The sequence below is a fragment of the Thermoleptolyngbya sp. C42_A2020_037 genome, from assembly GCF_015272455.1.
Lineage (GTDB): Bacteria > Cyanobacteriota > Cyanobacteriia > Elainellales > Elainellaceae > Thermoleptolyngbya.
Map to the genome: position 1 here is coordinate 26,067 of NZ_JACYLP010000025.1, position 25,602 is coordinate 51,668.

Genomic DNA, 25,602 nt, shown 5'->3' on the forward strand with positions numbered 1-25,602 from the left:
ATCGCGATATTTAGCTAATAAACAGGTTCCAGAAGAAAAAAGTCGGTCAAGCAGGAGATTAAAAGATGTCCTGAACAAGAGATACCGATGGCTTTTTAACTAGCTCGCTGGGGTGCATCCTGCCTTTTTGGTAAAGATGTCGCTACAGTAGGGGTAATGCAAGTGCTACTTACATCCTGAGCTTAGCAGTAGTCAACCTTTCTGTGCAAGTTTCACTTGCATTTGTCTATGTCGGATCGACGCACCTCCACTCGCCAACGCCTGATTCAGGTTGCTGTGGATTTATTCATGACCCAGGGCGTTGCAGAAACCACGACGCGGCAAATTGCTGAGCAGGCCGGTGTCAATGAAGTGACGCTGTTTCGTCACTTCGGTAATAAACATGGGCTGCTGCTGGCGGTGATGCAAGACAAAGAGGCCCTGAGCCGTTTGGGGATGGCCTTAGGCCAACAATCGACCCAAATGGGCAGCGCCTCGCAAGCCATCAAAGATTATGCCAATGTTCACCTACAGGCGCTAGAACAAATTCAGGAATTTGTGCGATCGCTCATTGGTGAAGCAGGACACTATCCTGATGAAAACCGACGCGCACTTGGACGGGGGTTGCTCCAGGCCAATCGCTACACGGCACAATACCTGGCGACGATTATGGAGCATGAGCAGCTACAAACTTGCTTGCCAACCGAAAAATTGGCTAGTCTGCTCAATAGTATGCTGCTGCGCTATGCAGTCCTGGAATTTACCAGTGAATTTAATAATTTATGGCCGAGTCGAGAGAGTTTTATTGAGGCACTGGTGGAACTGTTTATGTACGGGGCGATCGCCCAACCGCCCACCGCATCCACTCCCCCGACCGCGCCGCCACCAGCCACGCCGCCCAATGCTCCCACAAAGCGCCCGTCCTCAGTCAATCTGACCCATCCCAGTGAAAAACCATAGCTTCAAATCGCGGGGTTGGAGGAAGTGGAGTCATTTGTCAAAAAAGCCGCGTGATGGAGCGTCAAAGCCCTCAAGCCCCAATCCTTTATCATGCGAATTGGCTCTACCACAGACCCCGAACGGCGATCGGCGCAAAGCGCAATTCTCCCGATTCACGCTCGTTTTGATATGAAACGATCAAGATTCCCTGGGGATCAATTTCATAGCGCTGAGCGCCCTGCAACGCCGTCAGATAGCGAAACTCTTGATCCATCAAAAAGCCCTCGCAGGCGCGTTGGGTCGAGGCTAGGGGACTAACGCTCAACTGGCTTCCCGTGGTTTGATAGCGACCGGTGAACTGATTGCAGCCGCCAAACCCAGACAGGCGATCGCCCACAAACTCCGCCGTCAGCCGCACATCTTGCGACGGCACTCCCGGCTCAATCCCAGCCATCGATACGAGCCGCCAGTTCCCACTGAGGGAGGTTGTCTGCGCCACCTGCGGGCGGGCCACGCTGACCTGCGCCAGACCAGGATGCGCGATGCCCACACTCGTCAGCCCCATCGCTAAGACCGCTAACCCGCACGCCAATTTTGATGTCAACGCTGGTTTACCAGCAGAGGTGTAACTAGATTTAGTATTCATAAAGGTTGCCTCAAAATCCTCTTTAAAAGGCAGATCTAAAAACATCACCCAAGCATCATAAACGCTTTACAGCGTTTTTGAAGCTAGTGAGGCACACGGATGGTCAATAAGCCCTTGCCTCGTGAGGGCAGCATGTGCCTCACGAGGCAAGAAAATGCTGTATCTGTTTAATTCATATTACGAAGCCGTCGGAAATCGTCATCCTCGTGCCCAGCGTGGGTTGCTCTCGCGCCCAACTGTGGCAGAAATTTATCAATATCGGGACTATGTAGATGAGGCAATGCGATCGCTCTTTTCTAGCACCGATCTTTCGCCCAAAATCACCGAGCTGATCACCCTGGGTCTGCACCATGAACAGCAGCATCAAGAATTGCTGTTGACCGATATCAAACATATTTTCGCCACCAATCCTTTGCGCCCTGCTTATCGACCTGCCGCATCAAAAATTTCGCTGGCTTTGGTAACATCACCTCTTCGATTTATCGAATTTTCTGGCGGACTTCATACGATTGGACATCAGCAATCCGGCTTTGCATTTGATAACGAAGGCCCTGCCCATCGCGTCTATCTTCAGGATTTTTCGCTGGCATCGCGCCTGGTAACGAATGGCGAATATCTGGAATTTATCGAAGCGGGCGGCTATGAAAAGCCAGAATGCTGGCTGTCGGAAGGCTGGGCGACGGTGCAGACCCAGCGATGGAATGCGCCTTTGTACTGGGAAAAGATTGACGGGCAGTGGTGGGAAATGACGCTGATGGGAATGCAGCCGCTCAATCTGACGCAGCCTGTGTGCCACGTCAGTTTATTTGAGGCAGATGCGTTTGCGAATTGGTGCGATCGCCGTTTGCCCACCGAGGCGGAATGGGAAGTCGCAGCCGCTCGTGTCGCAGTGTCGGGGAATTTGTTGGAGGGCGATCGCCTGCATCCCCACCCCGCAGCAGGTCAGGCACCCCTCGAACAGCTCTATGGCGATGTTTGGGAATGGACGCAGAGCGCCTATCAGCCTTACCCCGGTTTTCGTCCGGCGGCAGGAGCCGTGGGGGAATATAACGGCAAGTTTATGTGCAACCAAACGGTTTTGCGCGGTGGGTCTTGTGCCACGCCACCCGGACACATCCGCCCCACCTACCGCAACTTCTTTCCCGCCAGCACCCGCTGGCAGTTCAGCGGCATTCGTCTGGCTCAATACAGCATTTTCTTGCGGGGTGAGGCACATGCTGCCCTCACGAGGCAAGGGCTTATTGACCATCCGTGTGCCTCACTAGCTTCAAAAACGCTGTAGCCTGCTTCTTCGCCATGTCTGCTTTTGCAAAGTAAAGTGGGTTAACATCCCCTTTTCCTGTATCTGAGAACGTCATCTAGAATGCTAGATTTCATTATTCTGACTGTTTATGGAAAAGGAAATTGCTCTTAGTTTGCACGTAAAATTCCAGATTTTGTGACATCTCATCGAAAGCATTATGACTCCCATTTTGAATTCTCAACTGCGTCACAGTCCTGTCAAACTATACGACTTTCATCCGCCGATTGAAGACTTTAGAACGTCCGTTTTGGCAGGACTACAGCAGCCTCAAAAAGCCATCTCGCCGCAGTTTCTCTATGACAAACGCGGATCTGAACTGTTTGATGCAATTTGCACGCTGCCGGAATATTATTTGACACGTACTGAAGTTCAGCTTTTGCAAGATCACGCGAATGAAATCGCGACGCATTTAGGAAATGGAGCGCTGGTGGAATTTGGCAGCGGCAGCAGCCAGAAAGTCCGCATTTTGCTGGGCGCAGCGCCCCAGGTGCAGACCTATGTTGGGCTGGATATTTCGCGTCAGCATTTGTATGAAGCCTGCATGGCGCTGGCGCAAGACTATCCGGGACTGGAGGCGATCGCCCTCTGCACCGACTACACGCAGCCGCTCCCCATCGCCCAGATTCCCGAATTGCAAAACCGACACACCATCGGCTTTTTTCCAGGGTCTTCGATTGGCAACCTGGAGCCGCTAGAAGCTGTAGCATTTTTGCAAAATGCAGCCGTGCTGGGCGACTTGATCATCGGCGTTGATCTGAAGAAATCAGCGGCGATTCTTGAACCTGCTTATGACGACGCTCAGGGGATCTCCGCTGCCTTTGCACTAAACTTGCTAACCCGGATTAACCGCGAACTGGGCGCAGATTTTGACCTGTCGCAGTTCACCTATCGCGCCCGCTACGACGAAACATTTGGACGCATTGAAATGCAGATTGTCAGCTTGGCGCAGCAAACCGTTCACATTGGCGATGCCAAAATCAGCTTTGGCAATGGCGAAACGCTGCGAACTGAGTATTTCTACAAATACACGCCCGATGAGTTTCAAATGCTGGCAATGGCGGCTGGATTTCAACCTGTGCAGGTGTGGACGGATGCCCAGCAACTCTTCAGCATCCATTACCTAAAGCGTCTGTAATCAAAAATTTCTGTAATCAACAAATTAAGGATGGTCAGCAGCGATCGCTCCCAGTATCTTCAGTGATGCCTGCTGAGCAGTAGTTAGCCCCTTGACTCCAGTGATATTCATCCCTTCATAGGGGCGATCGCTTGTTAGAGTTTTCAGGCATTCTCCCGTCTGGGCATTCCACAGGCGAATCGTCCCGTCTTTGCTGCTGCTGGCGAGAGTATGGTGAACAGGGTCAAAGGCGATCGCCCAGATCCAGTCTGTGTGATCTTTCAAAACGCAGATCAGTTGATGAGTTTGCGTATCCCACAGGCGAATGGTTTGGTCATTGCTGCTGCTGGCGAGAATATCACCCAGGGGGCTAAAGGCAACCCTCGTTACGGAGCTGGTGTGTCCGTCCTCTCCCGCCAGGATCGCTAGCAGTTCTCCTGTCATCACTGACCACAGCCGAATAGTGCCGTCTTCGCAGCCGCTGGCCAATTGCTGCTCATCGGGGCTAAAGGCAACCGACCAAACCCAGTGGCGATGCCCCTCCAGGACATGAATGATTTCACCAGTTTCTGCGTCCCACAGCCGAGCTGTATGATCATCGCTGCTGCTGGCTAATCGCTTGCCACTGGGGCTGAAAACAACTGACGTGACCCACTGGGTATGTTCTTCCAGCACTTGATGAAGCTGGCCAGTTGAGACGTTCCACAGCCGAATGGTCTGATCGTTGCTGGCGCTGGCGAGGAAGGGCTGCGTCGGGCTAAAGGCGACTGCCCGTATCCAGTGGCGATGTCCTTTTAGCGTTCTCAGGCATTGTCCATTTTCGATGTTCCACAGCTTCACTGTTGTATCATCGCTGCCAGTGGCGAGCAAGTTTTGAGACGGTTCATAGGCAATCGCCCGAATGCCCTGCGTGTGTCCTTCCAGCGTTCGCTCTAGCGTTCCAGTGTTCAGATTCCACACCCACACTGTGTAGTCTGTTTGCCCGCTGATGAGTCGCTGCGCCTGCGGGGTCGAAGCAAAGGTGACGGACTGCGCCCAGTTGATATAGCCGCGAAAGGTTTTGAGGCTCTGGCTCGTTTGGGTATCCCAGAGTCGGATCGTCTGGTCGAGGCTGCCGCTAGCCAACATTTGCCCATTGTGAGTAAAGCAAACAGATGTTACCCAGGCGGCGTGTCCGCGAAACATTCTGATGCTCTGCCCAGTTGCTGCGCTCCACAGGCGAATCGTGCCGTCTTCGCCGCCGCTGGCGATCGCCCGTCCGTCGGGGCTAAAGGCAACTGACCACACAGAACCAACGTGCCCTAACAAAACTTGGGTCACTTGAAATGGCTCACAGTCCCACAACCGGATGGTTTGGTCAGTACTGCTGCTGGCGATCGCCCGCCCGTCGGGGCTAAAGGCAACCGAGCAGACCGGGCCCTCATGTTCTCGAAGCTGCGCTAACCTCTCTCCCGTTTCGAGGCTCCACAAATCAATGCAGCCGTCGGTGCTGCCGCTGACGAGGGTGTGCCCATCGGGGCTGATGGCCACGGTCAAAACTCGCCCTTCGTAGCCCGTCAGCGTATTGAGCAATGTCCCAGCTTCCACGTTCCACAGCTTAACCGTGCGGTCTTCGCTGCCGCTGGCCAGCAGGTGGCCCCCAGGGGCAAAGGCGATCGCCCAGACGGTCGTGCTGTGTCCATCCAGTGTGTTTAATAAGCGCCCTGTGGCGAGATCCCACAGGCGAATGCGGCTCTCTTCTCCGCTGCTGGCCAGGAAGCGATCATCGGGGCTAAAGGCAACTGACCAGGCGGCGGTGGGGTGCCCCTCCAGCGTCAGAATTTGCTGCCTGTCAGACAATCGCCAGACGTGGATTTCGCCGTTTTTGTCGGCGGCGGCGAGCAGGGTTCTATCATGGCTGATGGCGATCGCCATTATGCTGCCAAAGACCTGACTAAACCGCGTTTTGGATAGATCTGCGCCTGCAAAATTGACCCGCGCCAGGTTGACCTGCTGCAAATCGGCGTGCCAGATTGGCAGGTTTGAGAAATTCCACCCCGTCAGGTCAACCTTGAGTCCGCTGCATAGATTCATCAGGTTGCCCGCGCCATATCCCAGCCCCGGCAAACCGCTCTGTCGGAGCGCGTCTAGCAGCCGCAAAAGCTGCGTTCGCAGTGCCATTGGGTCTGGAAACGCCTGCTGAAACCGCTGGGCAATCGCCTTCAGCAAAACCCGACTCTGGCTCTCGCGAATATAGTCTTTGACCGTGGTTTTAATTAGTGCAAACCGATCCAAAAAATTGATCTTACCGCTGATCAGCTCCGTCGAAATCCTTTCCACCAGACAATCGCTCACGTATTCCATCACCACGGGCTGTTGGGTGTAGCTGCCTGAGCGTTTCTCAATCAAATTCCGCCAGCTCAAGGATTCTAGTGTTTCTAGCAAACTGGCGCGCGAGACAGCAGGAACGATGTCTTCCTCTAGCGTGGCGATCGCCGTCCACTCGCGGTTGATTGCCAGCCAATACATGACGGACTGTTCCAGATAAGATAGCCGCTCAAACTGCTGCTCCAGCAACCGCCGAACGCCATTAAACAGAAAGGTATCCTGCGTCAGAAACGGCTCGATCTCGCCTGCAAACAAATCTTGAATAGACGTGGCGACAATCTTAAGGGCGAGGGGGTTGCCGCTATAGCGATCGCACAACTGCCGCTGCTGGGCAGCAGAGCCGATTAGCCCTTTACCCTGGAGTAATGCCTGCCCCACCTCCAGGGAACCGCTCAACGCCAGCGATCGCACCACGAACCCAATCCCTTCTAACGCAGCAATCTCTGCGGGTTTTTCTCGACTGGTGAGAATGATGCAGCTTTGGTGAGGAGTTTCTCCAAGGGTTTGAAACAGATCGCCATAGTTTTCATAGCCATTCCGGTAATGCCCAGCGCGATCGCCCGGTTGCAAAATCGTTTCCACATTGTCGAGGATGAGCAGGCAGCGATGTTTGCGGAGCCAGTGCAACAACTGCCCCACCTCCGCTCGAATGTCTGACTGATCGGAGAGAAACGCCACCAACGCCGCCAGCAGCGTGTCTAGCGGAGGAGCATTACCAAGCCCGCGCCAGATAACATACTGAAACTCCCCTGTCGCGGCCAACTCCTGCGCCAACTTAGCAGCCAGAGAGGTTTTGCCGACACCGCCCATGCCCAGGATCGCAACCAGACGGCACTGGTCTTGCACAATCCACTGACTGAGGGTGTGGAGTTCGTCGCGGCGAGCAAAGAAGTGGCGCACGTCTGCGGCTTCGCCCCAGTCGCAGAGCGGGCCCTGGGACGTGGGCAGCGGGCTGGCGGGCGTGGGGGCGATCGCTCCGACAGGCTGCGCGGCGGCGGTGGCAGCCGTTCTCGCCCGATAGCGCTCCAGCGCCCCCTGAAAGCTATTTTTGCTGACCTTTTCGCCAAGCGCTGCGCTGAGGCTGCGCCAGAGGACAGGGCCAATGTCCGTAGACAGATAGCTGAGGGAATATCCAGAGGACTCGGCGATCGCCCCGTAGGTCTGCCCATTCCACGCACCGCGCACGATCGCCAGCTCGGCATCCGACAGATACTTGCCCGCCTGGGCAAACATCGCCGCATTAATCAGGTCGATCGCCTCCTGAAGTTCCATAGTCCGAACAGGAAATTTGCAAGCCGAGAGCCAACAGCTTACCCCAAATTGCCAAGATAACCCAATCTGAGATTATCGAATAAACTCCATATTCTTCATGGCTTCCAGGTTTTCTTAAGACTTTGTTACACCGGCCGATCCCCAAATTACCCCAATTTTCCCCAAGTTGCCCTAGCTTCAGGATGGCGCAACTCCCCAGTTTTTCTGTAATGACAGTCACGGAATGGGTCGCTATTGTGGTACTCGTGCGCCGTTTGAGACTCTTGCGATCGCCCTTTCTTCCAGATGGTCATGGCAATTGAAGGGCGATCGCTTTCCTGAACTAACGAAGAGCGAAAAACGAAAAACGAAAATTCCAAATCGCCAAACTTAAGCCCAAAATCCAAAATCTTCCTGGAGCAGCCCTGTCCTGCCCTTGGCTTCGCGATGCCAATCTTCTTCCCGATCACTCCAACACTCCAACATCTAAAAGCCATGCAAACTCAACAAAAATTCCTGACCCAATCCCAGCTAAAACAGCTCTCTGAAATATCCCAAATCAATCGCCAAACCATGCCAAAACGCATTCTCGAACTCTGGCATACCGTGTGTCGTTTCACATCCTGGCTGCTGATCGATCCGACTCAGCCTGTGATTCAAGAAAAGCGCGATCGCCACGGTCGGCTGTATTGGAAAGTCTATGACCCGCGCACAGGGTATTGCGTTATCTGCGATTCCGAGCAGGAAGTCTGCACTTGGATTGAAGAACACTGGTTTGGCAATCGTCCGTAAACCATTTTGCAGGAGGTATCAGGATGCCGCATTCACTCTCAAAACTCTCACCCTGCCCTGGATGTAGTGCCATGGTTCTCTTTAGCAGTGGAGCAACCCATGAGTACCTGTTGGCATCTCCCGGATGTTGGGCAATGTATGGCGACGTGTTGGCACGGGAATATTCTGATGCTGCCTACGCCAGCGTTCATCGACTCACGGTTGATGCCTATGCCGTTCAGCATCCAGGCGTTCCCTCACCGCAAAGTATTCAGTCCGTTGCGCTCCATCTAATCAGTCTGTGTCTGGTTTTAGAGTGTGGGTTTGACATGGATCAGGCCACCAGAGCCATGCGACAGCACACCCAACGTAAATCTGATTTTGTCTGGCTAACTCCACCCAAATGCCTGGGCGACAGGACTGTGTTGGAGGTATGGCAAGCCCAGGATGCAGCAACCCACACACGGGCGGTGTGGGCCTGGGCCAGATCAGCCTGGTCAGCCTGGGAATCGCATCATCAGCAAATTCGACAGTGGATCGTGAGCTGAAAGCTGGATTCTGCATCATCACTCAGCCCTAACTTCCTGACTCGACGCGGCTTCCTTCCAATCGTCTGACCTGTTTCCGCTAAAGCCACGTAAGTCGTAACGCGATTACCCAATTCCTCAATAAAGGGAGACTCACAACGTTTGAATTGCCTATTTCTTTCCCCGCCGTAGCAGTGGGGAGGGGGAAGGTTTGTCCCAAAAACACTCAAAGGAGAAACTTCAATGACACGACAAGTCTTTGACACCGAAAACAATGACGTGAGAAATCGAGCCGTCAACGTCGGCAATATAGACAGGGGCTTTTTTGTCCGCGATGGTCGCATTGCTGGAAACGATGTGGCAGCGACAGTCTCTCTGGCATGGGCGGCAACGATGTGCTGTGTGGCAACAACGGCAACGACACGCTGTATGGCGGCAATGGGCGCGATATGTGTTGGGGCGGCGCGGGGCGCGACACCTACTACGGCGGTGCAGGGCGCGATACGTTTGTGCTGGATCTGCTGCGTGGTGTGGATGTGATCAAAGATTACAAAGACGGCACCGACAAGATCGGGCTGACCAACGGCATTGTTTACGAACTGCTGGATATCAAAAAAGAAGGCAAACACTCCGGCATTTATTTGGGCGACCAAAAGCTTGGCGTGGTGGAGAACACGCGCCCACGTGACCTGACGGCAGACGATTTCAAATCCATCAGCTTTGTCACCATCAAGGACATCCTCACGCCGCAGGTGATGACGTAGGGTTGATCCCCCTAAATCCCCCTTAGTAAGGGGGACTTCCGAGCCGCTCCGAGCCGCTCCGGTTCCCCCCCCTTAGCAAGGGGGACTTCCGAGCCGTCCCGGCTCCTCTTCTCCTGGGGGAGAAGGGCTGGGGATGAGGGCGATCGCTCGTTTTTCAAAAAGATCGCTGATTTATTTACGTAGCATAGGTACTTAAGGAAATGGTTCTGAATCTTGATCAGATTATTCGAGACCGACTGATTCGACTGGATAGCGGTCTGGGTGAGAATATACCCAAAACACCGTTTCAAGAGCAGACTGGTTCGGCTAACCCGTTTGCTGGGATTCAATCTGAGGTAATCGCGCCGAAGTTTGTGGATATTGACGGCGATGGAGATGCCGATCTGTTAGCCCGCACTGCATCGGGATTTAAGTTTTTCCGCAACAATGGCGGCAAGCTGCAAGGAGTGACAGGTAGCAGCAACCCCTTTCGATCGCTGCCTTTGCAAGCGGGCGATCGCCCCAATTTTGTAGATATTGACGGCGATGGTGACATCGATGCGTTTATGGGTCAGCGCGATGGAACGATCCGCTTTTTTCGGAATGACCGGGGGCAGTTTCGGCAGGTCACAGGGGCTGAAAATCCGTTGAATGGGATTCGAGTCGGAAATAATTCGGAGCTGATCTTCGCGGATATCAACAACGATGGAACTCCCGAACTTTTTGTCACCAATAGTAGTGGCATTCGGTTTATCGAAAAGCAGCGAGCAGTTGACGATCGAAACGGCGATCGCAGCGAACCCGGCGGCTTTGAAGATATGACCAATACCAACCGAAATCCACTCCGGTCTCTGTCGCTCAGGGGTGCGGTGCAGCTAGCCTTTGGCGATCTGGATGGCAACGGCTTAATAGAAATGCTGGTGGGCGACCTCAGTGGCAGGGTATCTCACTTTGAGTTTGACTTTTCTAGCAACGCCTTTGTGCCAGTCAGAAATAGCCACTTTACGGGTCTTAATTTTGGTAGTCTGGCCAACCCAGAAATTGGAGACATAGATGGGGATGGAGACCTCGATGTCATCATGACTTCTGTAGTGGGCACCAACCGCCAGATGCGCTTATTTAGCAATACAGGACAAACAGCGCCCCCGATTCGTGGCACTGATGCCAATGACATCCTTAGAGGAACACTCGTCAACGACTTGATCGATGGCGGCAAAGGCAGAGATACGATTTCAGGCTTGGCTGGCGACGATATTATCTTTGCAGGCGATGGCAATGATGTTGTAAATGGTGACAGCGGCAGGGACTTCCTCTTCGGCGAAGATGGCAATGACATGCTGCGAGGCGGCGACGGCAACGATATCTTGACCGGATCGACTTTCAAAAATTTCCAAAATGGAGTGCCTGTCAATACGGATGTCGATACGCTGATTGGCGGCAAAGGATCTGACCATTTTCGCTTACCCGTGGATGGGGCCAGGGCGATCGTTCAGGATTTTGAAGACGGCATCGATCGCCTGAGTTTATTTGGCAGAACGCGCCCATTGCGGTTTGAAGATTTGGATCTGCGTCAGCAAAATAAGGATGTAGAAATCCGGCTCGATGGCACCCTCATCGGCGTTCTGAAAAATACCGATGTCAATCGCATTACTCGCGATGATTTTATTAACCCTGACCGTTTAGGAGGCGATCGCATTGCCACGCCTGATCCATCAACTCCGCCGACCAACATTGGCGATCGCCGGGGAAATGTCATTCTGGGTCTCGAAGTTGGCGGCATTATGGATGGGCGCGGCGGCAACGACGACCTCTCCGGCATGGGCGGCGACGACATCCTGTGCGGCGGCAGCGGACATGACACGCTGCGCGGGGGGCAAGGTCATGACATTTGCTGGGGCGGTCGCGGCAGAGATATTTATTACGGCGGTGCAGGACGCGACACTTTCGTTCTCGACCTGTTGAAAGGGGTCGATGTCATCAAAGATTACAAAGATGGGATCGACAAGATTGGTTTGACCAACGGCATCACCTACGAGCAGCTCAATATCCAAAAGGAAGGCAAGCACTCTGGGATTTATCTGGGCGATCGCAAGCTTGGCGTTGTAGAAAACACGCGCCCCGGAACCCTGGGGGCAGATGATTTTAAGTCCATCAGCTTTGCCACTGTTCAAGATATTCTCACGCCGCAAGTGACGGCATAGCGCAGGTCTTTCTGAATTCCTGAATTCTCTAAATCCTTAACGAGGAGACCCCCAAACTGAGGGAAAACAATCTACTGAAACGATTCAGTATTCTAAGGAGCAACATCATGTCACGACAGGTTTTTGATACGGAAGGCAACAACGTTACATCAACTGCGGTAAACGTTGGAAAAATCGACATCACCAGTCAGCAAGGTGGCGCATTTGTAAGAGACGGCTTACTCTCTGGCACAGACGTAGTGGACTTTTACAAAATTGAGATCGATCGCCCGACTCAACTCAATAGCACCTTGACGGTCAAGTCTGGTGCTCTGTTCGGCAACTTTCAATTGCTTGACTCTGCGGGGCAGGTTTTACAAACTAAAACCTTGGGAGGTGGCTTGACAAATACATCCATTGCCATGAGCAACTTACCCGTTGGAACTTACTTCTTGAAAGTTAACCAGGAGCGGAACACAGAAGCTCGGTATGACCTGAGTATGCTAGGTGCGCCTGTATCGGGCGCAGAACTGCGCGTGGCAATGATCTCCGTAGCAGCAGTGGACAAGTTTGATCCGCTGCCGTTCGACAGTGCAGACTTTAAGATCACGATGGATATAGAGCGAGACACCAACCCCAGACAGATTATCCGGAGCATAACTAGCCCAGTTTTCGACAATAGAGATGCTGTGCCCAACCCCCTCACTGTGCAGGCACCTGTTCCTATATCCGATCGATTTATCAATGTCTCAATTAGTGTAGTGGATACCAATAATCTGTTTTTCCCAGATAAACCTGCGGATATCAATTCCTCGGTGTCTGATTCTATCGTGCGATTCAAGTATGACACGCTAACCCATACGATTTTTGATGATAGCCTCGATGGTCGCGGTGGGCGTGTCAGAGATAGGATTCTAGGTCGGATTAACGAGATAATCGTCAGTCGGGGAGATGGAAGGGCAGGTATTTCCAGACTCGATCGCGCCGAGGTTAGATACTTTGCTGCCTATCGAGCATTTACGTCGCTGTCGGCTCTGGCATTGCAGAGTGCGCCTGCTCGAATTGGGAACAATCGCAACAACACCCTGATCGGCAGCAGCGCAAACGGCATTCTGGACGGTGGTAAGAGGCATGATGATCTGTCGGGAATGGGCGGCAACGATGCTCTGTGTGGCGGCGCGGGCAATGACACCCTCTGGGGCGGTCGGGGGAACGATACCCTCTGGGGCGGAAAGGGCAAGGACACCTACTATGGGGGTGCAGGGCGCGATACGTTTGTGCTGGATTTTGAAAAGGGGGTGGATGTGATTAAGGACTTTCGGGCTGGTGTGGATAAGATTGGCTTGTCGAGCGGCATGATGTATGAACTGCTAGATATTAAAAGAGAAGGTAAGCACTCTGGGATCTATGTGGGTCAGCAAAAACTGGGGGTCGTCGAAAATACGCGCCCCAGAGATCTGAAAGCAGACAGCTTTGTACACATGAGCTTTGCTACAGTTCAAGACATTCTCACGCCCTACGTGACGGGTTGAGCGTGTTGTTTGGCTATCAAGGAACTCAATTGATGAAGCGTGTGTGTGTCTATTGCGGCTCTAACTTTGGCGATCGCCCCAGCTATCTGGCGGCTGCACAGTTGCTCGGCAAAGAGCTGGCGGTGCGCGACGTTGAGCTGGTGTATGGCGGCGGCAATGTGGGGCTGATGGGGGCGATCGCCGATGCGGTGCTGGCGGCAGGCGGGCACGTCATCGGCGTGATTCCTCAGGCGCTGGTCGATAAGGAAGTGGCGCATCGGGGGCTGCCCGATCTCCGCGTTGTGCAGTCTATGCACGACCGCAAATCCCTGATGGCAGAGCTGTCGGATGCGTTCATTGCTATGCCCGGTGGTCTGGGTACGCTGGAGGAATTCTGCGAGATCGCCACCTGGACACAGCTTGGCTTTCACCGAAAGGCGTGCGGTTTGCTGAATGTGGACGGGTTTTATGATGGGCTGCTGGAATTTTTGAACCATGCCACAGCCGAAAAGTTTATCCGTCCTGAACATCGAACGATCGTGCTGGCAGATAACGACCCTGGCGCGCTGCTCACCAGGCTGGAAACCTACGAGTTGCCCAACGTGCAGAAGTGGATCGATAGCAACCAGCAGTAGCCTCACCCTCGCCGCAGCAAACGGTCTGAGAAACCCAAAAGCCTATTGTCCAAAACCCTCTGTCAGCGCTGGCAGAGGGTTTCAAAGTAAGAACCAAAATCTAATAGACCTCTTGCGTGAATCGTGGGGCAGCACCGCCGCCCCACGATTCATCGCCATTACCCTAACTGCCTCTGCCGTTCAGACTAGCTCCCCACCCCTTGCTCCAGCCAGTCCGCATCGACGTATAGCGTTTGCCCGATTGGCAAAGCCTCCCAGGTTTCAGTAAAGTGCTGAAGCTGCGATCGCCCGCCCCCCAATTTACCCCAATTTACCCCAACTTTTTTCAGTTTTGAGTCAGGCCAATTCCCCAGTTTTTCCCCAATGACAGCGCTGAAACGGAGCGTTATTCTGGCAGGGTAAGTGGTTGAGCCGATGTTTGATGGCGATCGCCCTCGGATTGTTGCTTTGAGGGAAAGGGCGATCGCCCCTCCTCTTCGCGTTCACGCTTTGTAATCCTTAGCATTCACTAAATTATGCGGAGCAGCGTGCTGTGCTGCCTCCCGCTTTGCTGCGCCGTTTCTTCTTAAAGGAGGTCTATTCATGACACGACAAATTTCTGATCGCGAAAACAACAACCAGAGAAGCCGAGCCGTGAATGCAGGCAATGCCAATGGTGGCTTTTTTGTCCGAGATGGCAACCTCAGCAGCAGTGACAGCCAAGACTTTTACCAATTTCAGGTTGATCGCCCCACACAGATTGACTTGACGCTGCAAGCCAAGCCATTCCTCGGTCGCGTGAATGCATCGCTGCGTCTACTAGACAGCGATGGCAACCTTAACTGGGCGTGGTGGAGAACACGCGCCCGCGCGACCTGACGGCAGACGATTTCAAATCCGTCAGCTTTGTCACCATCAAGGACATTCTCACGCCCCAGGTGATGGCGTAGGGTTGATCCCCCTAAATCCCCCTTAGTAAGGGGGACTTCCGAGCCGACCCAGTCCTGTTTATCCAAATCACAGGAGATTTCTCATGAAGACTCAACCTCGCGCATTGCGCGCGCTCACGACCGAGCTTCTGGTCGCCGAAGACCTCGAAGCAACCGCAGAAAGCATTCTGGGCACGCTGGAGCAGGCACAACTGATCCAGCCCGCTCGCGGCAGAACCTTTAGTGGCACCAGCAAAACCGACATTTACCTCGGCGGCAGCCAGGGCAACGTGGTGGATACAAAAGGCGGTAACGACATCGTGCTGGGCAAAGGCGGCAACGACAGCGTGTTGCTGAGGCAGGGAAACGACCTCGCCTTTGGGGGCGACGGCAACGACACGATTTTTGGGGGGGCGGCCGCGATACGATCTTCGGCGGCGCGGGCGACGATCTGCTGGATAGCGGCGCGGGCGACGACTGGCTGAACGGCGGCCCCGGCAGTGACACGCTCTTAGGTAAAGGCGGCAACGATACGCTGGTAGGCGGTGACGGCGTAGACACCATGACGGGCGGACTGGGGCGCGATCGCTTCTTGTATCTGGGCAATCCGTTCGCGACACCTGACCCCGACATCATCACCGACTACGAAATCGGGACTGATCAGTTTGCGCTGAAGGGGCGCGATCTGGGCATGACCACCCTCGCGTTTCAGAAGGGCAACGCCGCAGAAATCACTGCTGATGGCAATGCGCTGGTGCTGCTGGATGCGTTCGACAGCGCTGGCGATGCGGCAAAGGCGATCGCCGCCAACGGCAACATCACCGCCAAGGCGGGTGTGTTTGTCTATCACAACCTGACGCAGGGCATCAGCCGCCTGGTGTATTCCAAAGACCTGGCGGGCGGCGGCGACTTCACCGTGCTGGCCAACCTCACCAACCAGGCAGGGCAGACGGGCATCACCAATCTGGCGGCATTTTCGGCCAGGGATTTCAGCCTGATCTAAATTGCAATTTTGGGTTTTAGATTGGTGATTTTAGATTTCGAGTCTACAAGGAGAGACAACATGGAACATAACTTTGAACGCTATTGCGAATTGGAATTAATTCCCGATTTGCGCCCTTCGCCCTACGATTTTCAGCCGCGCATTACGCGAATGTGGGACATTGGACAACTGCTTGTGTATCGCCTTGCGTCGGGGCATGAACCGATGATTCGCCAGTGCGTGAATCACAAAGGCGAGGTGAAATGGCGCGTCTATAATCCCGTGGGCGATCGCATCTATTTTTGATTCCGAACAGGAGGTGCGTGAGTGGCTTGAAAACCGACAAAACTAGCTTTTTTGACCCAGATTCGTGCAAATGACTGATCTATCTTCGTTCATGTCTACATTCGTTTACTCATCACACGCTAACACCACAAGAGGACTCATCATGAAACGGACTCAGATTGCAGCTACAAATCTGCTGATGGCGGCATCCCTGCTGGGGCTGGTGCCTGGGGCGATCGCATCCGAAGTCGCCGTTAATTCCGAAAACCTGCCCGCTTCCCTCAATCAAGCTGCACGGGGATGTAGCTTACTCAATGGCACCTATCACGAGATGGCTAACGGCAACTGGATTTGCTTATACGGTGCTGTGCGCCCAAATCCTAACTTAGGGATTCACTGTAATCTGGACTACGAGTGCGATCGCCTGGTCTATCGCCCAAATGCCAATGGCAACGCCCAGTTGCACTGGGAGCGCATCATCCCCGAAGAACGCCACGAAGACTAGCCTCGCGGTGTTCCGGCTCTATCATACTTAACCAAAAACTGACTGGCTCATACTCATAGCGCGGAAATGACTTTCCCCTTAGTCATTTCCGCCACCCTGATTCTCCAATTCCCTCGCATCAGCGCTGCGGAGCAATCATCCCCAACCCCTTTCACAGGAGACGTTCCCCCATGTCTGCATATCGTCGGCATCGAGCCTTGCAAGACCTCTATGCCCAAGCTTGCCTATTTAATGAATCTTCTGGTCGTTCAGATGAACTCAATACGTTCTCAGAGCTATTCCCAGAGGAATCTGTTTTACGTTCAAAGCCGATGCCTAAACCGGCTTGGCGACTGCGTAGCTACTCGCAAAAAGGCAATCGCCCGCCTGACTAAAAATCTATCAGAATCTCGCTCAATCTCAATCTCGATTTAGGTTTTTTCAGCTCCATTTCTGATGCACTTTCTCATTCCATTGATCCAAGAGGAATTATCATGGCACGTTCTGCATTATTTCGTAAGTTTGTAAAACTGCTGCACTTATCCCGTTCCGGTTCCGATTCGCTAGCGCCTGCGCCAGTTCCAGTTTCTGCTGATTCAGAAAGCGAACAAACAGGCTCTCCAAAGTATTCGCGGCGGCGGTTTCTGCGATATTCTGCGCTGGCGACTGGCGCGGCGATCGCCTCCACAGCGCTTTCCGAGTTACCACGTCTGGGCAGCGTTTTAGGCTACAGTAAACCCACTGTGGCGATCGTGGGCGGCGGCATCGCGGGACTCAATGCAGCCTATCAGCTTAAGAAACTGGGCATTCTTGCCACCGTCTACGAAGCAAAATCCTACCTGGGCGGACGCATCCAGTCACGTACTGTAGCGGGCGATCGCCTGGTGAACGACCTCGGCGGCAGCTTCATCAACACCGACCATGAAGATATCCTGGCGCTGGCGGAAGAGTTTGGGCTGGAACTGTTCAATCGGGTGGAAGATGCGGCACAGTCTGAGTTTCCTGAAACCGCCTATTACTTTAACGGCAAGGTCTTGAATGAGGAAGAACTGGTAAACCTGCTGCGGCCGCTAGCCGACCAACTGACCACCGATCTAGCATTGCTCGACGAAGATTTTGACACCTACGCGCCGCAGTTTGATGCGCTCAGCGTCTCCGACTATCTCTATCAGCATCGAGATAAGATCCCTGCGCCCGTTGTGCGAAAACTGGCAGAAAATGCCATCCGCACCGAATACGGCGTGGAGCCGCATGAATCATCGGCGCTGCAACTGATCTACACCGCCCAACTGCTGGATGAAGATACCGTATCCATCATCGACAGCGACGAAACCTATTACCTGAAAAACGGCAGCGCTGATTTGATCAGAGCTTTGACCGAGGCTCTGGCAGATCAGATTCGCACCAGCCAACCGCTCACCCAGGTGCGATCGCACGGTGACAGATTCCAGCTTACTTTCAGCACGGGGCTGACTGTAGAAACCGATTATCTGATTCTGGCAACGCCGTTCACGGCGCTGCGCCAGGTCGATTTGCAGATAGAACTCCCCGACACGCTGCGCCGCTTTATCCAGGAGGTGAACCTGGGCACCAACGAAAAGCTATTTGCTGGCTTTCGGCAGCGCGTGTGGCACCAGGCGCAGGGCTTTGTGGGTGGTGCCTGGACAGATTTGGGCTATTCGGGGCTTTGGGAAGAAACCCAGCGTCAGCCAGAGCAATCGCAGGGGGTGCTAACTTTCTTTTTGGGTGGCAGCGAGGTCGCCCGCGCCAAGCGCAATCTCAATGTGCAGGGTCGCGTGTTTGTGAACCGCCTGAATTCCCTTATGTCGGGGATAAAATCCGCCGCCACAGGTCAGTTCTATCGAACTGCCTGGGCCGATGATCCCTACATCCAGGGCGGCTACACCAGCTTCAAACCCGGACAATACACCGAGTTTGGCGAATATCTCTACATCGAATCCGACAACCCCGAGGAGCGTCAGGATGTGGCGATCGGCAAGCTAGTGTTTGCCGGAGAACACCTCAGCGATGAATACTATGGCTACATGAACGGCGGTGCCCAGACAGGGCGATTGGCCGCAGAAGTCATTGCAGAGATGCTTCAGGCGTAATCCTTATAGGGCTACTAAGTACACACATCTCGGCGGAGAAACCCAAACCCTGATCAATCTCCCTCAATCCCCGCGTTGATGCGCCGCTGCGCCATAAAAAAGGGGATTTTGAATCTAGTCGCCCCGGTTTTGTGGCGGGCGAAGGGGGATTGCTAGACTGTGGTGTACTTAGCTAGCCTTTTGGGATAGGGCTGGAGTATAGCTGGCTCCTGCGAAGCGGTGGGTAGATTTGAGCGTTCTTATCTTCATTCGGCAATGCCCAAGACTTTCTTATTTCAGCGCGATCCTGGAATTGGCACGATATCGCTGCTAATCCCACATTCATTTGACGCACTATGAACACGTCCTAATGTGCTGGATGGGTCAAGTGATGATGCGCTGAGTCATCAACTGGCTGCGACTCTGCGGATCGCTCCTTTCTCGTCTGCGCCCTGCACCTCAACGACCCCTCGAAACATGTTCATGCCGCAGGTAAATTCATATCGACCGGGTTGTGTGGGGTTAAACTCAATCGCTGTCGTTTGATTTAGCGGCAAAACTTGGGCAATGCGAAAATCGGGAAATCGCACTTCTTCCAGGCAACTGCTGGGATCTTTGCGATCGAAATTGAGCCGCACAGGCTGACCCACCTGCACCACAATCTGACTTGGCTCATAGCCGCCATCCACCGTCACGGTTACTTCCTGAACGCCGCTCTGTGTTGTGGCTTTGCGCGACTGGGGTTTGCTGAGTAAAAACCACCAAAGCTCTAGCCCGATTAATCCCAACCCGCCTGCGGTGACCGCCACTTTAGCCCACAACGGCTGTTCAATTCGTTGAAATTGTCCTGCCTTTTCGGTGGTGGAAGGCTGCATGTCTGTGTGCGTTTCCTGGGCGATCGCCCGACTCGATGCCGTTCCAATCAGCATTCCGATTGCTGCAACACCAGCAATAAGTTTTTTGTGGTAAACCATGTCTATCTCCCTGCATTCGCTTTGCAAATTTTGTCCTGAAGCTCTGCTTGATATAAACCTGAACACTGCTCTGAAGCTATCTCGATAGCTTGGGCTGAAAGTTGCGTAGACGCAGCGCATTCGTCACCACGGACACCGAGCTAAACGCCATCGCCGCTCCTGCAATGATGGGGCTGAGCAACCAGCCAAACACGGGATAGAGAATGCCTGCTGCAATCGGGATTCCGGCAACGTTGTAGATGAAGGCAAAGAACAGGTTTTGCTGGATGTTGCGGATGGTCGCGCGGCTGAGCTGAATTGCCGTCACAATGCCGTGCAGATCGCCGGAAATCAACGTGATGTCGCTAGCGGCGATCGCCACATCTGTTCCCGTACCAATCGCAATCCCCACATCGGCTTGAGCCAGCGCGGGCGCATCGTTGATGCCATCGCCCACCATTGCCACAACCTTGCCTTCCGCCTGAATGGTTGCAATCGTTGCTGATTTTTGATCAGGACGCACTTCTGCAAAGACGCGATCGATGCCGACTTCACGAGCGATCACGTTTGCCGTCCGCTGGTTGTCCCCCGTGAGCATGACGACTTCCAAGCCCATTCGCTTTAGCGTGCGAATCGCGTTCACCGAAGACGGCTTCACCGCATCCGCAACGCCCATCAACGCTTCCACGTTGCCGTTCACTGCAATCCAAATCACCGTTCTGCCCAGGTATTCCAGTTTGTCCCAGGAAGATTGCAAAGCGCTGGTATTAATGCCGAGTTTAGCCATCCAGCGGTGCGTGCCAATCTGCACCAATTGGCGATCGACATAACCCTGAACACCGCTGCCCGCGATCGCCTCAAATCCTTGTGGCTCTGTCAGCTCCACCTCTTGCGATCGCGCATATTGCACCACGGCTTCCGCCAGCGGATGTTCGGAATTGCGTTCGAGCGATCCTGCTAGGCGTAGGAGGTCTAGCTCATGCTCGATGCCATTTGCAGGTACAAAATCCGTCACCGTGGGTTTGCCCTGGGTAATTGTGCCGGTTTTGTCGAGGACGATGGTTTGCAGCTTGTGTGCCAGTTCCAGGCTCTCTGCCCCTTTGATCAAAATGCCGTTTTCTGCGCCCTTGCCCGTGCCCACCATGATCGAGGTGGGCGTGGCCAGGCCCAGCGCACAGGGACAGGCGATGATCAACACGCCGACGGTCGTAATTAGCGCCATCGTTACGTTGCCCATGAGGTTGAACCAGAGGACGAACGTGAGAATGGCGATCGCCATCACCGCAGGCACAAACCACCCCGTCACCTGATCCGCCAATCGCTGGATCGGCGCTTTGGAACCCTGCGCCTGCTGCACCAGTTTGACGATCTGCGCTAAGAACGTGTCTTTGCCAACGCGAGTGGCGCGAAACTTAAAGCTGCCCGTTTTATTCAGCGTTGCGCCGATTACCTCATCGCCCACCTGCTTTTTCACAGGCACGCTTTCGCCTGTCACCATCGCCTCATCAATCGTGGAAGCGCCCTCCACAATCTCGCCATCCACTGGGATTTTCTCGCCCGGACGTACCCAGACCACATCCCCCAGCATCACGTCCGAAATCGGAATGTCGAATTCCTGCCCGTTGCGAATCACCCTCGCCGTTTTGGGTTGCAAGCCCACCAGTTTGCGAATGGCTTCTGAGGTTTGCCCCTTGGCGCGGTTTTCTAGCAGTCGCCCCAGCAGCAGCAGCGCAATAATGACCGCAGCCGCCTCGAAATACACATCGGGACTCAGCCCCTGCGCCAGGAACCACTGCGGCGCAAAGGTCGGAAACAGCGAGTAAAGAAACGCCGTGCCCGTGCCCACTGCCACCAGCGTATCCATCGTAGCGGTGTGCCGCTTCAGCGCTTTCCAGGCGTTGGTGAAAAAGCGACTGCCGGCCCAGAGCATTACGGGTGTCGTTAGCACAAGCTGAAGCAGCGGATGGTGGAGCCACATGGGGATAAAAGGAATGGGCAGACCCGTCATCATGGGCAGCGAGCCAATTACGAGAATTGCACTCACTGCGCCGCTCAGCCAGACTTTGCGAACCAGCTTGCGGTGTTCGTCCAGGCGGTTCTGTTGCTCTTCATCAGCAAGGGGCGCAAGTCCATCATCGCTCATCGGCTGCGCTCCGTAGCCCGCTTCTTCCACGGCAGCCTGAATTTGGGCGATGTCCGTTTTGCGCTCATCGTAGGTGACCGTTGCCTGCTCTGCACCGAAGTTGACGCTGCACGCCTCTACACCCGGCACTGAACCAATGGCTTGCTCGATATTGTGGGCACAGGCGGCGCAACTCATGCCGCGCAGCCGAAAGGTTTGATCTTGCATTGAGTAACCCCCTTACGCGATGGTGTATCCGGCCTCGGCGATCGCCCTGCGAATGTCCATTTCTGCCGCTTCGGTGTCAACGTTTACCTGCTTGGTTTTCACGTCAGTTTGTACAGTTGCCGCAGCATCGATGGCTTGAATCGCCTTGGTGATGGTGTCGCTGCACGCCGAGCAGGCCATATCAGGAACGATGAATTCGTAGGTCATGGTGAAAACTCCCTGGTTTTGCCACAGTCTTTGGAACTGCTTCTATCTTGAAGCCTCCAGTCTGCTAGAGAGTCAAGGGACTGAGTGATACGTTTTTTGTCACAGGCTGGAGAGTTTGCAGCGGAGCGCTTTGGGAACGGTTTCAGGACGGTTTGGGATCGCTCGGTTCGATAACTTGTGTTCAGACACCAGCAGCAGAGATTTGAAAGCCTCGACGTTGGTCTGAACGCCTCATAGCTGGTTCACTTCAGCCATGCGGTGTTGGCGGCAAGCGGGCTGAGCCGGATCGGCCAACCCGTGCATACTGCCGCCTCATACATATCAAAGTTCTGTCCCCATTCATTGTTTCAAAGGAGAAAGCCAATGCTTTCGCAGATTTCCCCCATAGAGCAAAAAGTAGAGCAAAAAGTAGAACAAAAAACGCAGGTTCCCACAGAACTGCCCAAAGCTCCCCAAGCCACAAAGCCCGCATCGGCGCTGTATCCCCTGCCAGTCCGTTCCGCTGCTGCAAGAATCCTCGACCGAGCAGCCAACCCAGAACTGATCCAGATTCGCCATGTCCAGGCTGAAGACACAGATAAGCTACATAGCTTGCTGACGAGTCCGGATATTGTGTACTGGACGAGTAAGATGCCCTGCGTCGTTGCAGAGGAGATGCGTGAGCAGCTAAGCAATCCGCCTGCGGGTCACTATACGCTGGTTGCGACTTACAATCAGAGCTTTGCAGGTAGTCTGGGCTTTTCGACCTGCCTCCAGCCCCGGATGCGTCACATGGGTCACATCAGCACCGTAGCCGTGCATCCCAACTTTCGCGGCTATGGCGTGGGGACGGCATTGGTCAAAGCCGCGATCGCCCTCGCAGATCAGTGGTTCAACCTGCATCGACTGGATCTGTTGGTCTACACCGACAACGAACCAGCGATCGCCCTTTACAAAAAATTCGGCTTCATCGCCGAGGGCGTGCTGAAGGACTACGCCTTTCGCGCCGGGGCGTATGCCGACGTACAGGTGATGGCGCGATTCGCCTAGCGCGTGATCTGGTCGCGCCTTATCTAACCAATTTCAGAAAACGGGCGATCGCAGCATGATTTTCGTGCTGGCAGAGTTCCCTAGTCTTTTTTACCCTACCTTCTTCGTTCTTCGTTCTTCGTTCTTCTCTCTTCGTTCTTCTCTCTTCGTTCTTCTCTCTTCGTTCTTCTCTCTTCTCTCTTCGTTCTTCGTTCTTCGTTCTTCGTTTTTCCCTTTTCCCTTCCAACCTCTCAACCCCAATACTTACTTATGTCTATCCTCAAAGTGAATTCCGAATTTCGCATTAACAACCGCCCTGCCGGTAGCCAATATGGTGCAGCGATTGCAACCGACGCTGACGGAGGCTTTCGGGTTGTTTGGGAAGAAGCCTTGAATGACCGAAACCGAATCTATACTCGTCGATTTCAAAAAGACGGTCAGCCACTGAGCGACGATCTCTTAGTGCAAGATGTGGCATCCAGCCCGGCTATTGCGATGGATCGGGACGGTAATGTGGCGATCGCCCATACCTTGCCAAACCAAAGAACCAATAGCCCTGATATTTATGTCTCGCGGCTGACTAGCACCGACCGCAACCAAAACGGCTTCTTTGCTGTGGAGCTTGAGGGCTTCCAGGGTGATGCGGCGATCGCCATTAGCGATGACGGCAGCTACATGGTGACTTGGACAAGCATTGGTCAAGATAGGGATGGCGCTGGAGTTTATGCCCGTCAATTCAACGCCGACGGGTCGCCTGCCGGAGCAGAAGTGCGGGTAAACGCAACGACTCGCGGCAATCAATTTGACCCGGCGATCGCCACAGACGGCAAAGGCAACTTTGTCATCACCTGGTCAAGCGTTGGTCAAGATGGCAGCGGCTATGGCATCTATGCCCAGCGATTTAATGTCAACGGCCGACCTGTGGGCGGCGAACTTCCTGTCAACCTGACCACCGACAACGATCAATTCGGCGCAAAGGTGGCTATGGATGCAGATGGTTCGTTTGTCGTAGCCTGGGGTTGCCAAAATAAAGGGCTGGTCGCCCGACGGTTTGATGCCGCAGGGCAGCCCCTCAGCGATGAAATTCAAATCAGCCAGACTCCGACAGGTTCCCACTATGCTCCCAGCATTGCGCTCGATTCTCAAGGCAACTTTGTGGTTGCGTGGGCCAGCACCCAGGAACGCAATGATGCCGACATCTATATGCGTCGCTTTAGCGCCACAGGCATTCCCCTCAGCGATGAACTGCGGGTAAACTCCTTCACTCCGGGTCTTCAGGTCGCCCCAACGGTCGCCATGCAGGGGGATGGCAATTTCATCGTCACCTGGCAAAGCCAGGGGCAAGACGGCGACGGCTATGACATCTATGCCCAGCAGTTTGAGATCGCATCGGCTGTGTCCTTTAGCCAGCCTACCTATCAGATTGGCGAAAACGGCGTGCCCGTCGGCGCGCAGGTGATGGTGACGCGCTCTAGCGATTTGCACCTGGCCTCTCAGGTTGCTTACGAAATTACTGGCGGCACCGCAACCAACGGCTCAGACTATGTCTTACCCCAATCAGACTTTATCTTATTTCAGCCTGGCGAATCGAGCAAAACAATTACGATTCCCATTCTGCAAGATACGCTCGTCGAGGGCGATGAAACAATTGTGATGCGGCTGCTTGAGGTGCAAGGCGGAAATGCGATTTTGCAAGGCAATCGAGAAGCGACGATCACGATCTTAGACGACGATCGCCCTGGTGGTGGCATCAATCAGCCCGGTCGTCCTCAAGATTCGCTGCTGCCCCAGCCGCCCAATGCTGCACCGATCGGAGCGCCAATTGGTGCGCCTGTGGGTCTCCCAGATCTGTCGCCCATACCCGGAATGCGATCGCTCCGAGGCACCAATCGCAAGGATACGCTGACTGGCACGAATGCAGGTGAAATGCTGGTGGGCTTGCGGGGGAACGATCGGCTCAATGGGCGCGGCGGGAACGATATTTTGATTGGGGTCAATCCAGATACTCGCACGCCGGGACGAAACGAGATCGACCAGTTGACGGGCGGCCCCGGACGCGACCTGTTCGTGCTGGGGGATCAGCAGCGTGTTTTCTATGACGATGGCAAGCGGAACAGCGCTGGACTCAAAGATTACGCGCTGATCAAAGACTTTAACCGCAAGCAGGATGTCATCCAACTGCACGGCAAAGCATCTGACTATCGGCTGGGTTCCGCACCCCAGGGATTGCCAAAAGGAAATGCCATTTTTCTGGAAACCGGACGCACGGATGAACTAATTGCGATTGTTCAGGGGAACGGCAAGCTGAACCTTAATAGCACAATGTTCCAGTTTGTCTAAGCTCAATCTGATGAACCAAAGAGGGATGG

22 protein-coding genes and 1 pseudogene are annotated in these 25,602 nt (G+C 54.1%); 18 read left to right on the plus strand and 5 right to left on the minus strand.

Features of this window, described 5'->3' with window-relative positions:
- Window positions 1-228: 228 nt before the first annotated feature.
- The gene (locus IGS16_RS07355; RefSeq protein ID WP_297084640.1) at window positions 229-939 is read left to right on the plus strand and encodes a TetR/AcrR family transcriptional regulator; all 711 of its coding nucleotides are present in this window, start codon (window positions 229-231) and stop codon (window positions 937-939) included.
- 103 nt (window positions 940-1,042) lie between these two features.
- On the opposite strand, the gene IGS16_RS07360 is transcribed toward IGS16_RS07355, so the two are convergent.
- Window positions 1,043-1,483 carry an META domain-containing protein gene (locus IGS16_RS07360; RefSeq protein ID WP_297084642.1) on the minus strand — a complete coding sequence of 147 codons (441 nt, stop codon included), beginning with the start codon at window positions 1,481-1,483 and terminating at the stop codon, window positions 1,043-1,045.
- 235 nt (window positions 1,484-1,718) lie between these two features.
- On the opposite strand from IGS16_RS07360, the gene egtB reads away from it, so the two are divergent.
- Both egtB and egtD read left to right on the plus strand, forming a co-directional pair.
- Window positions 1,719-2,846, plus strand: coding sequence for an ergothioneine biosynthesis protein EgtB (gene egtB, locus IGS16_RS07365; RefSeq protein ID WP_297084644.1), 1,128 nt, complete (start codon window positions 1,719-1,721; stop codon window positions 2,844-2,846).
- A 178-nt stretch (window positions 2,847-3,024) separates the two neighbouring features.
- Window positions 3,025-4,002, plus strand: a complete 978-nt coding sequence (gene egtD / locus IGS16_RS07370) for an L-histidine N(alpha)-methyltransferase (protein ID WP_297084646.1) — start codon at window positions 3,025-3,027, stop codon at window positions 4,000-4,002.
- Between the two features lie 24 nt (window positions 4,003-4,026).
- On the opposite strand, the gene IGS16_RS07375 is transcribed toward egtD, so the two are convergent.
- Complete coding sequence (locus IGS16_RS07375) at window positions 4,027-7,620, minus strand: NB-ARC domain-containing protein (RefSeq protein ID WP_297084648.1); 3,594 nt, start codon at window positions 7,618-7,620, stop codon at window positions 4,027-4,029.
- Between the two features lie 552 nt (window positions 7,621-8,172).
- On the opposite strand from IGS16_RS07375, the gene IGS16_RS07380 reads away from it, so the two are divergent.
- The 13 genes and pseudogenes from IGS16_RS07380 (at window position 8,173) to IGS16_RS07435 (ending at window position 18,736) form a co-directional block, all read left to right on the plus strand.
- Window positions 8,173-8,391 carry a hypothetical protein gene (locus IGS16_RS07380; protein WP_297084649.1) on the plus strand — a complete coding sequence of 73 codons (219 nt, stop codon included), beginning with the start codon at window positions 8,173-8,175 and terminating at the stop codon, window positions 8,389-8,391.
- Window positions 8,392-8,414: 23 nt separating this feature from the next.
- On the plus strand, window positions 8,415-8,918 hold the full coding sequence (locus IGS16_RS07385) for a DUF5946 family protein (RefSeq protein WP_297084652.1): 504 nt from the start codon (window positions 8,415-8,417) through the stop codon (window positions 8,916-8,918).
- A gap of 359 nt (window positions 8,919-9,277) precedes the next feature.
- Window positions 9,278-9,661 (plus strand): hypothetical protein, encoded by a 384-nt coding sequence (locus IGS16_RS07390; RefSeq protein WP_367185749.1) that lies wholly within the window; start codon window positions 9,278-9,280, stop codon window positions 9,659-9,661.
- 200 nt (window positions 9,662-9,861) lie between these two features.
- Entirely contained in the window at window positions 9,862-11,841 is a 1,980-nt protein-coding gene (locus tag IGS16_RS07395) for a calcium-binding protein (RefSeq protein ID WP_297084653.1), read from the plus strand.
- 107 nt (window positions 11,842-11,948) lie between these two features.
- Entirely contained in the window at window positions 11,949-13,352 is a 1,404-nt protein-coding gene (locus IGS16_RS07400; RefSeq protein ID WP_297084655.1) for a hypothetical protein, read from the plus strand.
- A 32-nt stretch (window positions 13,353-13,384) separates the two neighbouring features.
- Window positions 13,385-13,966 (plus strand): TIGR00730 family Rossman fold protein, encoded by a 582-nt coding sequence (locus IGS16_RS07405; protein WP_297084657.1) that lies wholly within the window; start codon window positions 13,385-13,387, stop codon window positions 13,964-13,966.
- Window positions 13,967-14,548: 582 nt separating this feature from the next.
- Entirely contained in the window at window positions 14,549-14,824 is a 276-nt protein-coding gene (locus tag IGS16_RS07410) for a hypothetical protein (RefSeq protein WP_297084658.1), read from the plus strand.
- A 175-nt stretch (window positions 14,825-14,999) separates the two neighbouring features.
- Window positions 15,000-15,359: a hypothetical protein gene (locus IGS16_RS07415; protein ID WP_297084660.1), complete on the plus strand. Its 360-nt coding sequence runs from the start codon at window positions 15,000-15,002 to the stop codon at window positions 15,357-15,359.
- A pseudogene (locus IGS16_RS22325) lies at window positions 15,329-15,415 on the plus strand (hypothetical protein); the annotation flags it as partial. The gene IGS16_RS07415 and the pseudogene IGS16_RS22325, both read left to right, overlap by 31 nt.
- Window positions 15,416-15,436: 21 nt before the next feature.
- Window positions 15,437-15,877 carry a hypothetical protein gene (locus IGS16_RS07420; protein WP_367185750.1) on the plus strand — a complete coding sequence of 147 codons (441 nt, stop codon included), beginning with the start codon at window positions 15,437-15,439 and terminating at the stop codon, window positions 15,875-15,877.
- Window positions 15,878-15,937: 60 nt separating this feature from the next.
- Complete coding sequence (locus IGS16_RS07425) at window positions 15,938-16,162, plus strand: hypothetical protein (protein WP_297084662.1); 225 nt, start codon at window positions 15,938-15,940, stop codon at window positions 16,160-16,162.
- 142 nt (window positions 16,163-16,304) lie between these two features.
- Complete coding sequence (locus IGS16_RS07430) at window positions 16,305-16,646, plus strand: hypothetical protein (RefSeq protein WP_297084664.1); 342 nt, start codon at window positions 16,305-16,307, stop codon at window positions 16,644-16,646.
- A gap of 473 nt (window positions 16,647-17,119) precedes the next feature.
- Window positions 17,120-18,736 (plus strand): NAD(P)/FAD-dependent oxidoreductase, encoded by a 1,617-nt coding sequence (locus tag IGS16_RS07435; RefSeq protein ID WP_297084666.1) that lies wholly within the window; start codon window positions 17,120-17,122, stop codon window positions 18,734-18,736.
- Between the two features lie 386 nt (window positions 18,737-19,122).
- On the opposite strand, the gene IGS16_RS07440 is transcribed toward IGS16_RS07435, so the two are convergent.
- The 3 genes from IGS16_RS07440 to IGS16_RS07450 form a co-directional block, all read right to left on the minus strand.
- A complete protein-coding gene (locus IGS16_RS07440; RefSeq protein WP_367185751.1) occupies window positions 19,123-19,689 on the minus strand; it encodes a cupredoxin domain-containing protein in 567 nt (188 codons plus the stop codon).
- A gap of 76 nt (window positions 19,690-19,765) precedes the next feature.
- Window positions 19,766-22,018 carry a heavy metal translocating P-type ATPase gene (locus IGS16_RS07445; protein ID WP_297084669.1) on the minus strand — a complete coding sequence of 751 codons (2,253 nt, stop codon included), beginning with the start codon at window positions 22,016-22,018 and terminating at the stop codon, window positions 19,766-19,768.
- Window positions 22,019-22,030: 12 nt separating this feature from the next.
- Entirely contained in the window at window positions 22,031-22,225 is a 195-nt protein-coding gene (locus IGS16_RS07450; RefSeq protein WP_297084671.1) for a heavy-metal-associated domain-containing protein, read from the minus strand.
- A gap of 363 nt (window positions 22,226-22,588) precedes the next feature.
- Here IGS16_RS07450 and IGS16_RS07455 point away from each other — a divergent pair, with 363 nt between their 5' ends.
- Window positions 22,589-23,254: a GNAT family N-acetyltransferase gene (locus IGS16_RS07455; protein WP_297084673.1), complete on the plus strand. Its 666-nt coding sequence runs from the start codon at window positions 22,589-22,591 to the stop codon at window positions 23,252-23,254.
- A gap of 249 nt (window positions 23,255-23,503) precedes the next feature.
- Window positions 23,504-25,573: a Calx-beta domain-containing protein gene (locus tag IGS16_RS07460; RefSeq protein WP_297084675.1), complete on the plus strand. Its 2,070-nt coding sequence runs from the start codon at window positions 23,504-23,506 to the stop codon at window positions 25,571-25,573.
- Window positions 25,574-25,602: the final 29 nt, after the last annotated feature.

Excerpts from the sequence above, each read along its gene's own strand:
- IGS16_RS07355 (WP_297084640.1), top strand. The coding sequence starts at position 229 with ATGTCGGATCGACGCACCTCCACTCGCCAACGCCTGATTCAGGTTGCT.
- IGS16_RS07360 (WP_297084642.1), bottom strand. The coding sequence starts at position 1,483 with ATGGGGCTGACGAGTGTGGGCATCGCGCATCCTGGTCTGGCGCAGGTC.
- egtB (WP_297084644.1), top strand. The coding sequence starts at position 1,719 with ATGCTGTATCTGTTTAATTCATATTACGAAGCCGTCGGAAATCGTCAT.
- egtD (WP_297084646.1), top strand. The coding sequence starts at position 3,025 with ATGACTCCCATTTTGAATTCTCAACTGCGTCACAGTCCTGTCAAACTA.
- IGS16_RS07375 (WP_297084648.1), bottom strand. The coding sequence starts at position 7,620 with ATGGAACTTCAGGAGGCGATCGACCTGATTAATGCGGCGATGTTTGCC.
- IGS16_RS07380 (WP_297084649.1), top strand. The coding sequence starts at position 8,173 with ATGCCAAAACGCATTCTCGAACTCTGGCATACCGTGTGTCGTTTCACA.
- IGS16_RS07385 (WP_297084652.1), top strand. The coding sequence starts at position 8,415 with ATGCCGCATTCACTCTCAAAACTCTCACCCTGCCCTGGATGTAGTGCC.
- IGS16_RS07390 (WP_367185749.1), top strand. The coding sequence starts at position 9,278 with ATGGGCGGCAACGATGTGCTGTGTGGCAACAACGGCAACGACACGCTG.
- IGS16_RS07395 (WP_297084653.1), top strand. The coding sequence starts at position 9,862 with ATGGTTCTGAATCTTGATCAGATTATTCGAGACCGACTGATTCGACTG.
- IGS16_RS07400 (WP_297084655.1), top strand. The coding sequence starts at position 11,949 with ATGTCACGACAGGTTTTTGATACGGAAGGCAACAACGTTACATCAACT.
- IGS16_RS07405 (WP_297084657.1), top strand. The coding sequence starts at position 13,385 with ATGAAGCGTGTGTGTGTCTATTGCGGCTCTAACTTTGGCGATCGCCCC.
- IGS16_RS07410 (WP_297084658.1), top strand. The coding sequence starts at position 14,549 with ATGACACGACAAATTTCTGATCGCGAAAACAACAACCAGAGAAGCCGA.
- IGS16_RS07420 (WP_367185750.1), top strand. The coding sequence starts at position 15,437 with ATGACGGGCGGACTGGGGCGCGATCGCTTCTTGTATCTGGGCAATCCG.
- IGS16_RS07425 (WP_297084662.1), top strand. The coding sequence starts at position 15,938 with ATGGAACATAACTTTGAACGCTATTGCGAATTGGAATTAATTCCCGAT.
- IGS16_RS07430 (WP_297084664.1), top strand. The coding sequence starts at position 16,305 with ATGAAACGGACTCAGATTGCAGCTACAAATCTGCTGATGGCGGCATCC.
- IGS16_RS07435 (WP_297084666.1), top strand. The coding sequence starts at position 17,120 with ATGGCACGTTCTGCATTATTTCGTAAGTTTGTAAAACTGCTGCACTTA.
- IGS16_RS07440 (WP_367185751.1), bottom strand. The coding sequence starts at position 19,689 with ATGGTTTACCACAAAAAACTTATTGCTGGTGTTGCAGCAATCGGAATG.
- IGS16_RS07445 (WP_297084669.1), bottom strand. The coding sequence starts at position 22,018 with ATGCAAGATCAAACCTTTCGGCTGCGCGGCATGAGTTGCGCCGCCTGT.
- IGS16_RS07450 (WP_297084671.1), bottom strand. The coding sequence starts at position 22,225 with ATGACCTACGAATTCATCGTTCCTGATATGGCCTGCTCGGCGTGCAGC.
- IGS16_RS07455 (WP_297084673.1), top strand. The coding sequence starts at position 22,589 with ATGCTTTCGCAGATTTCCCCCATAGAGCAAAAAGTAGAGCAAAAAGTA.
- IGS16_RS07460 (WP_297084675.1), top strand. The coding sequence starts at position 23,504 with ATGTCTATCCTCAAAGTGAATTCCGAATTTCGCATTAACAACCGCCCT.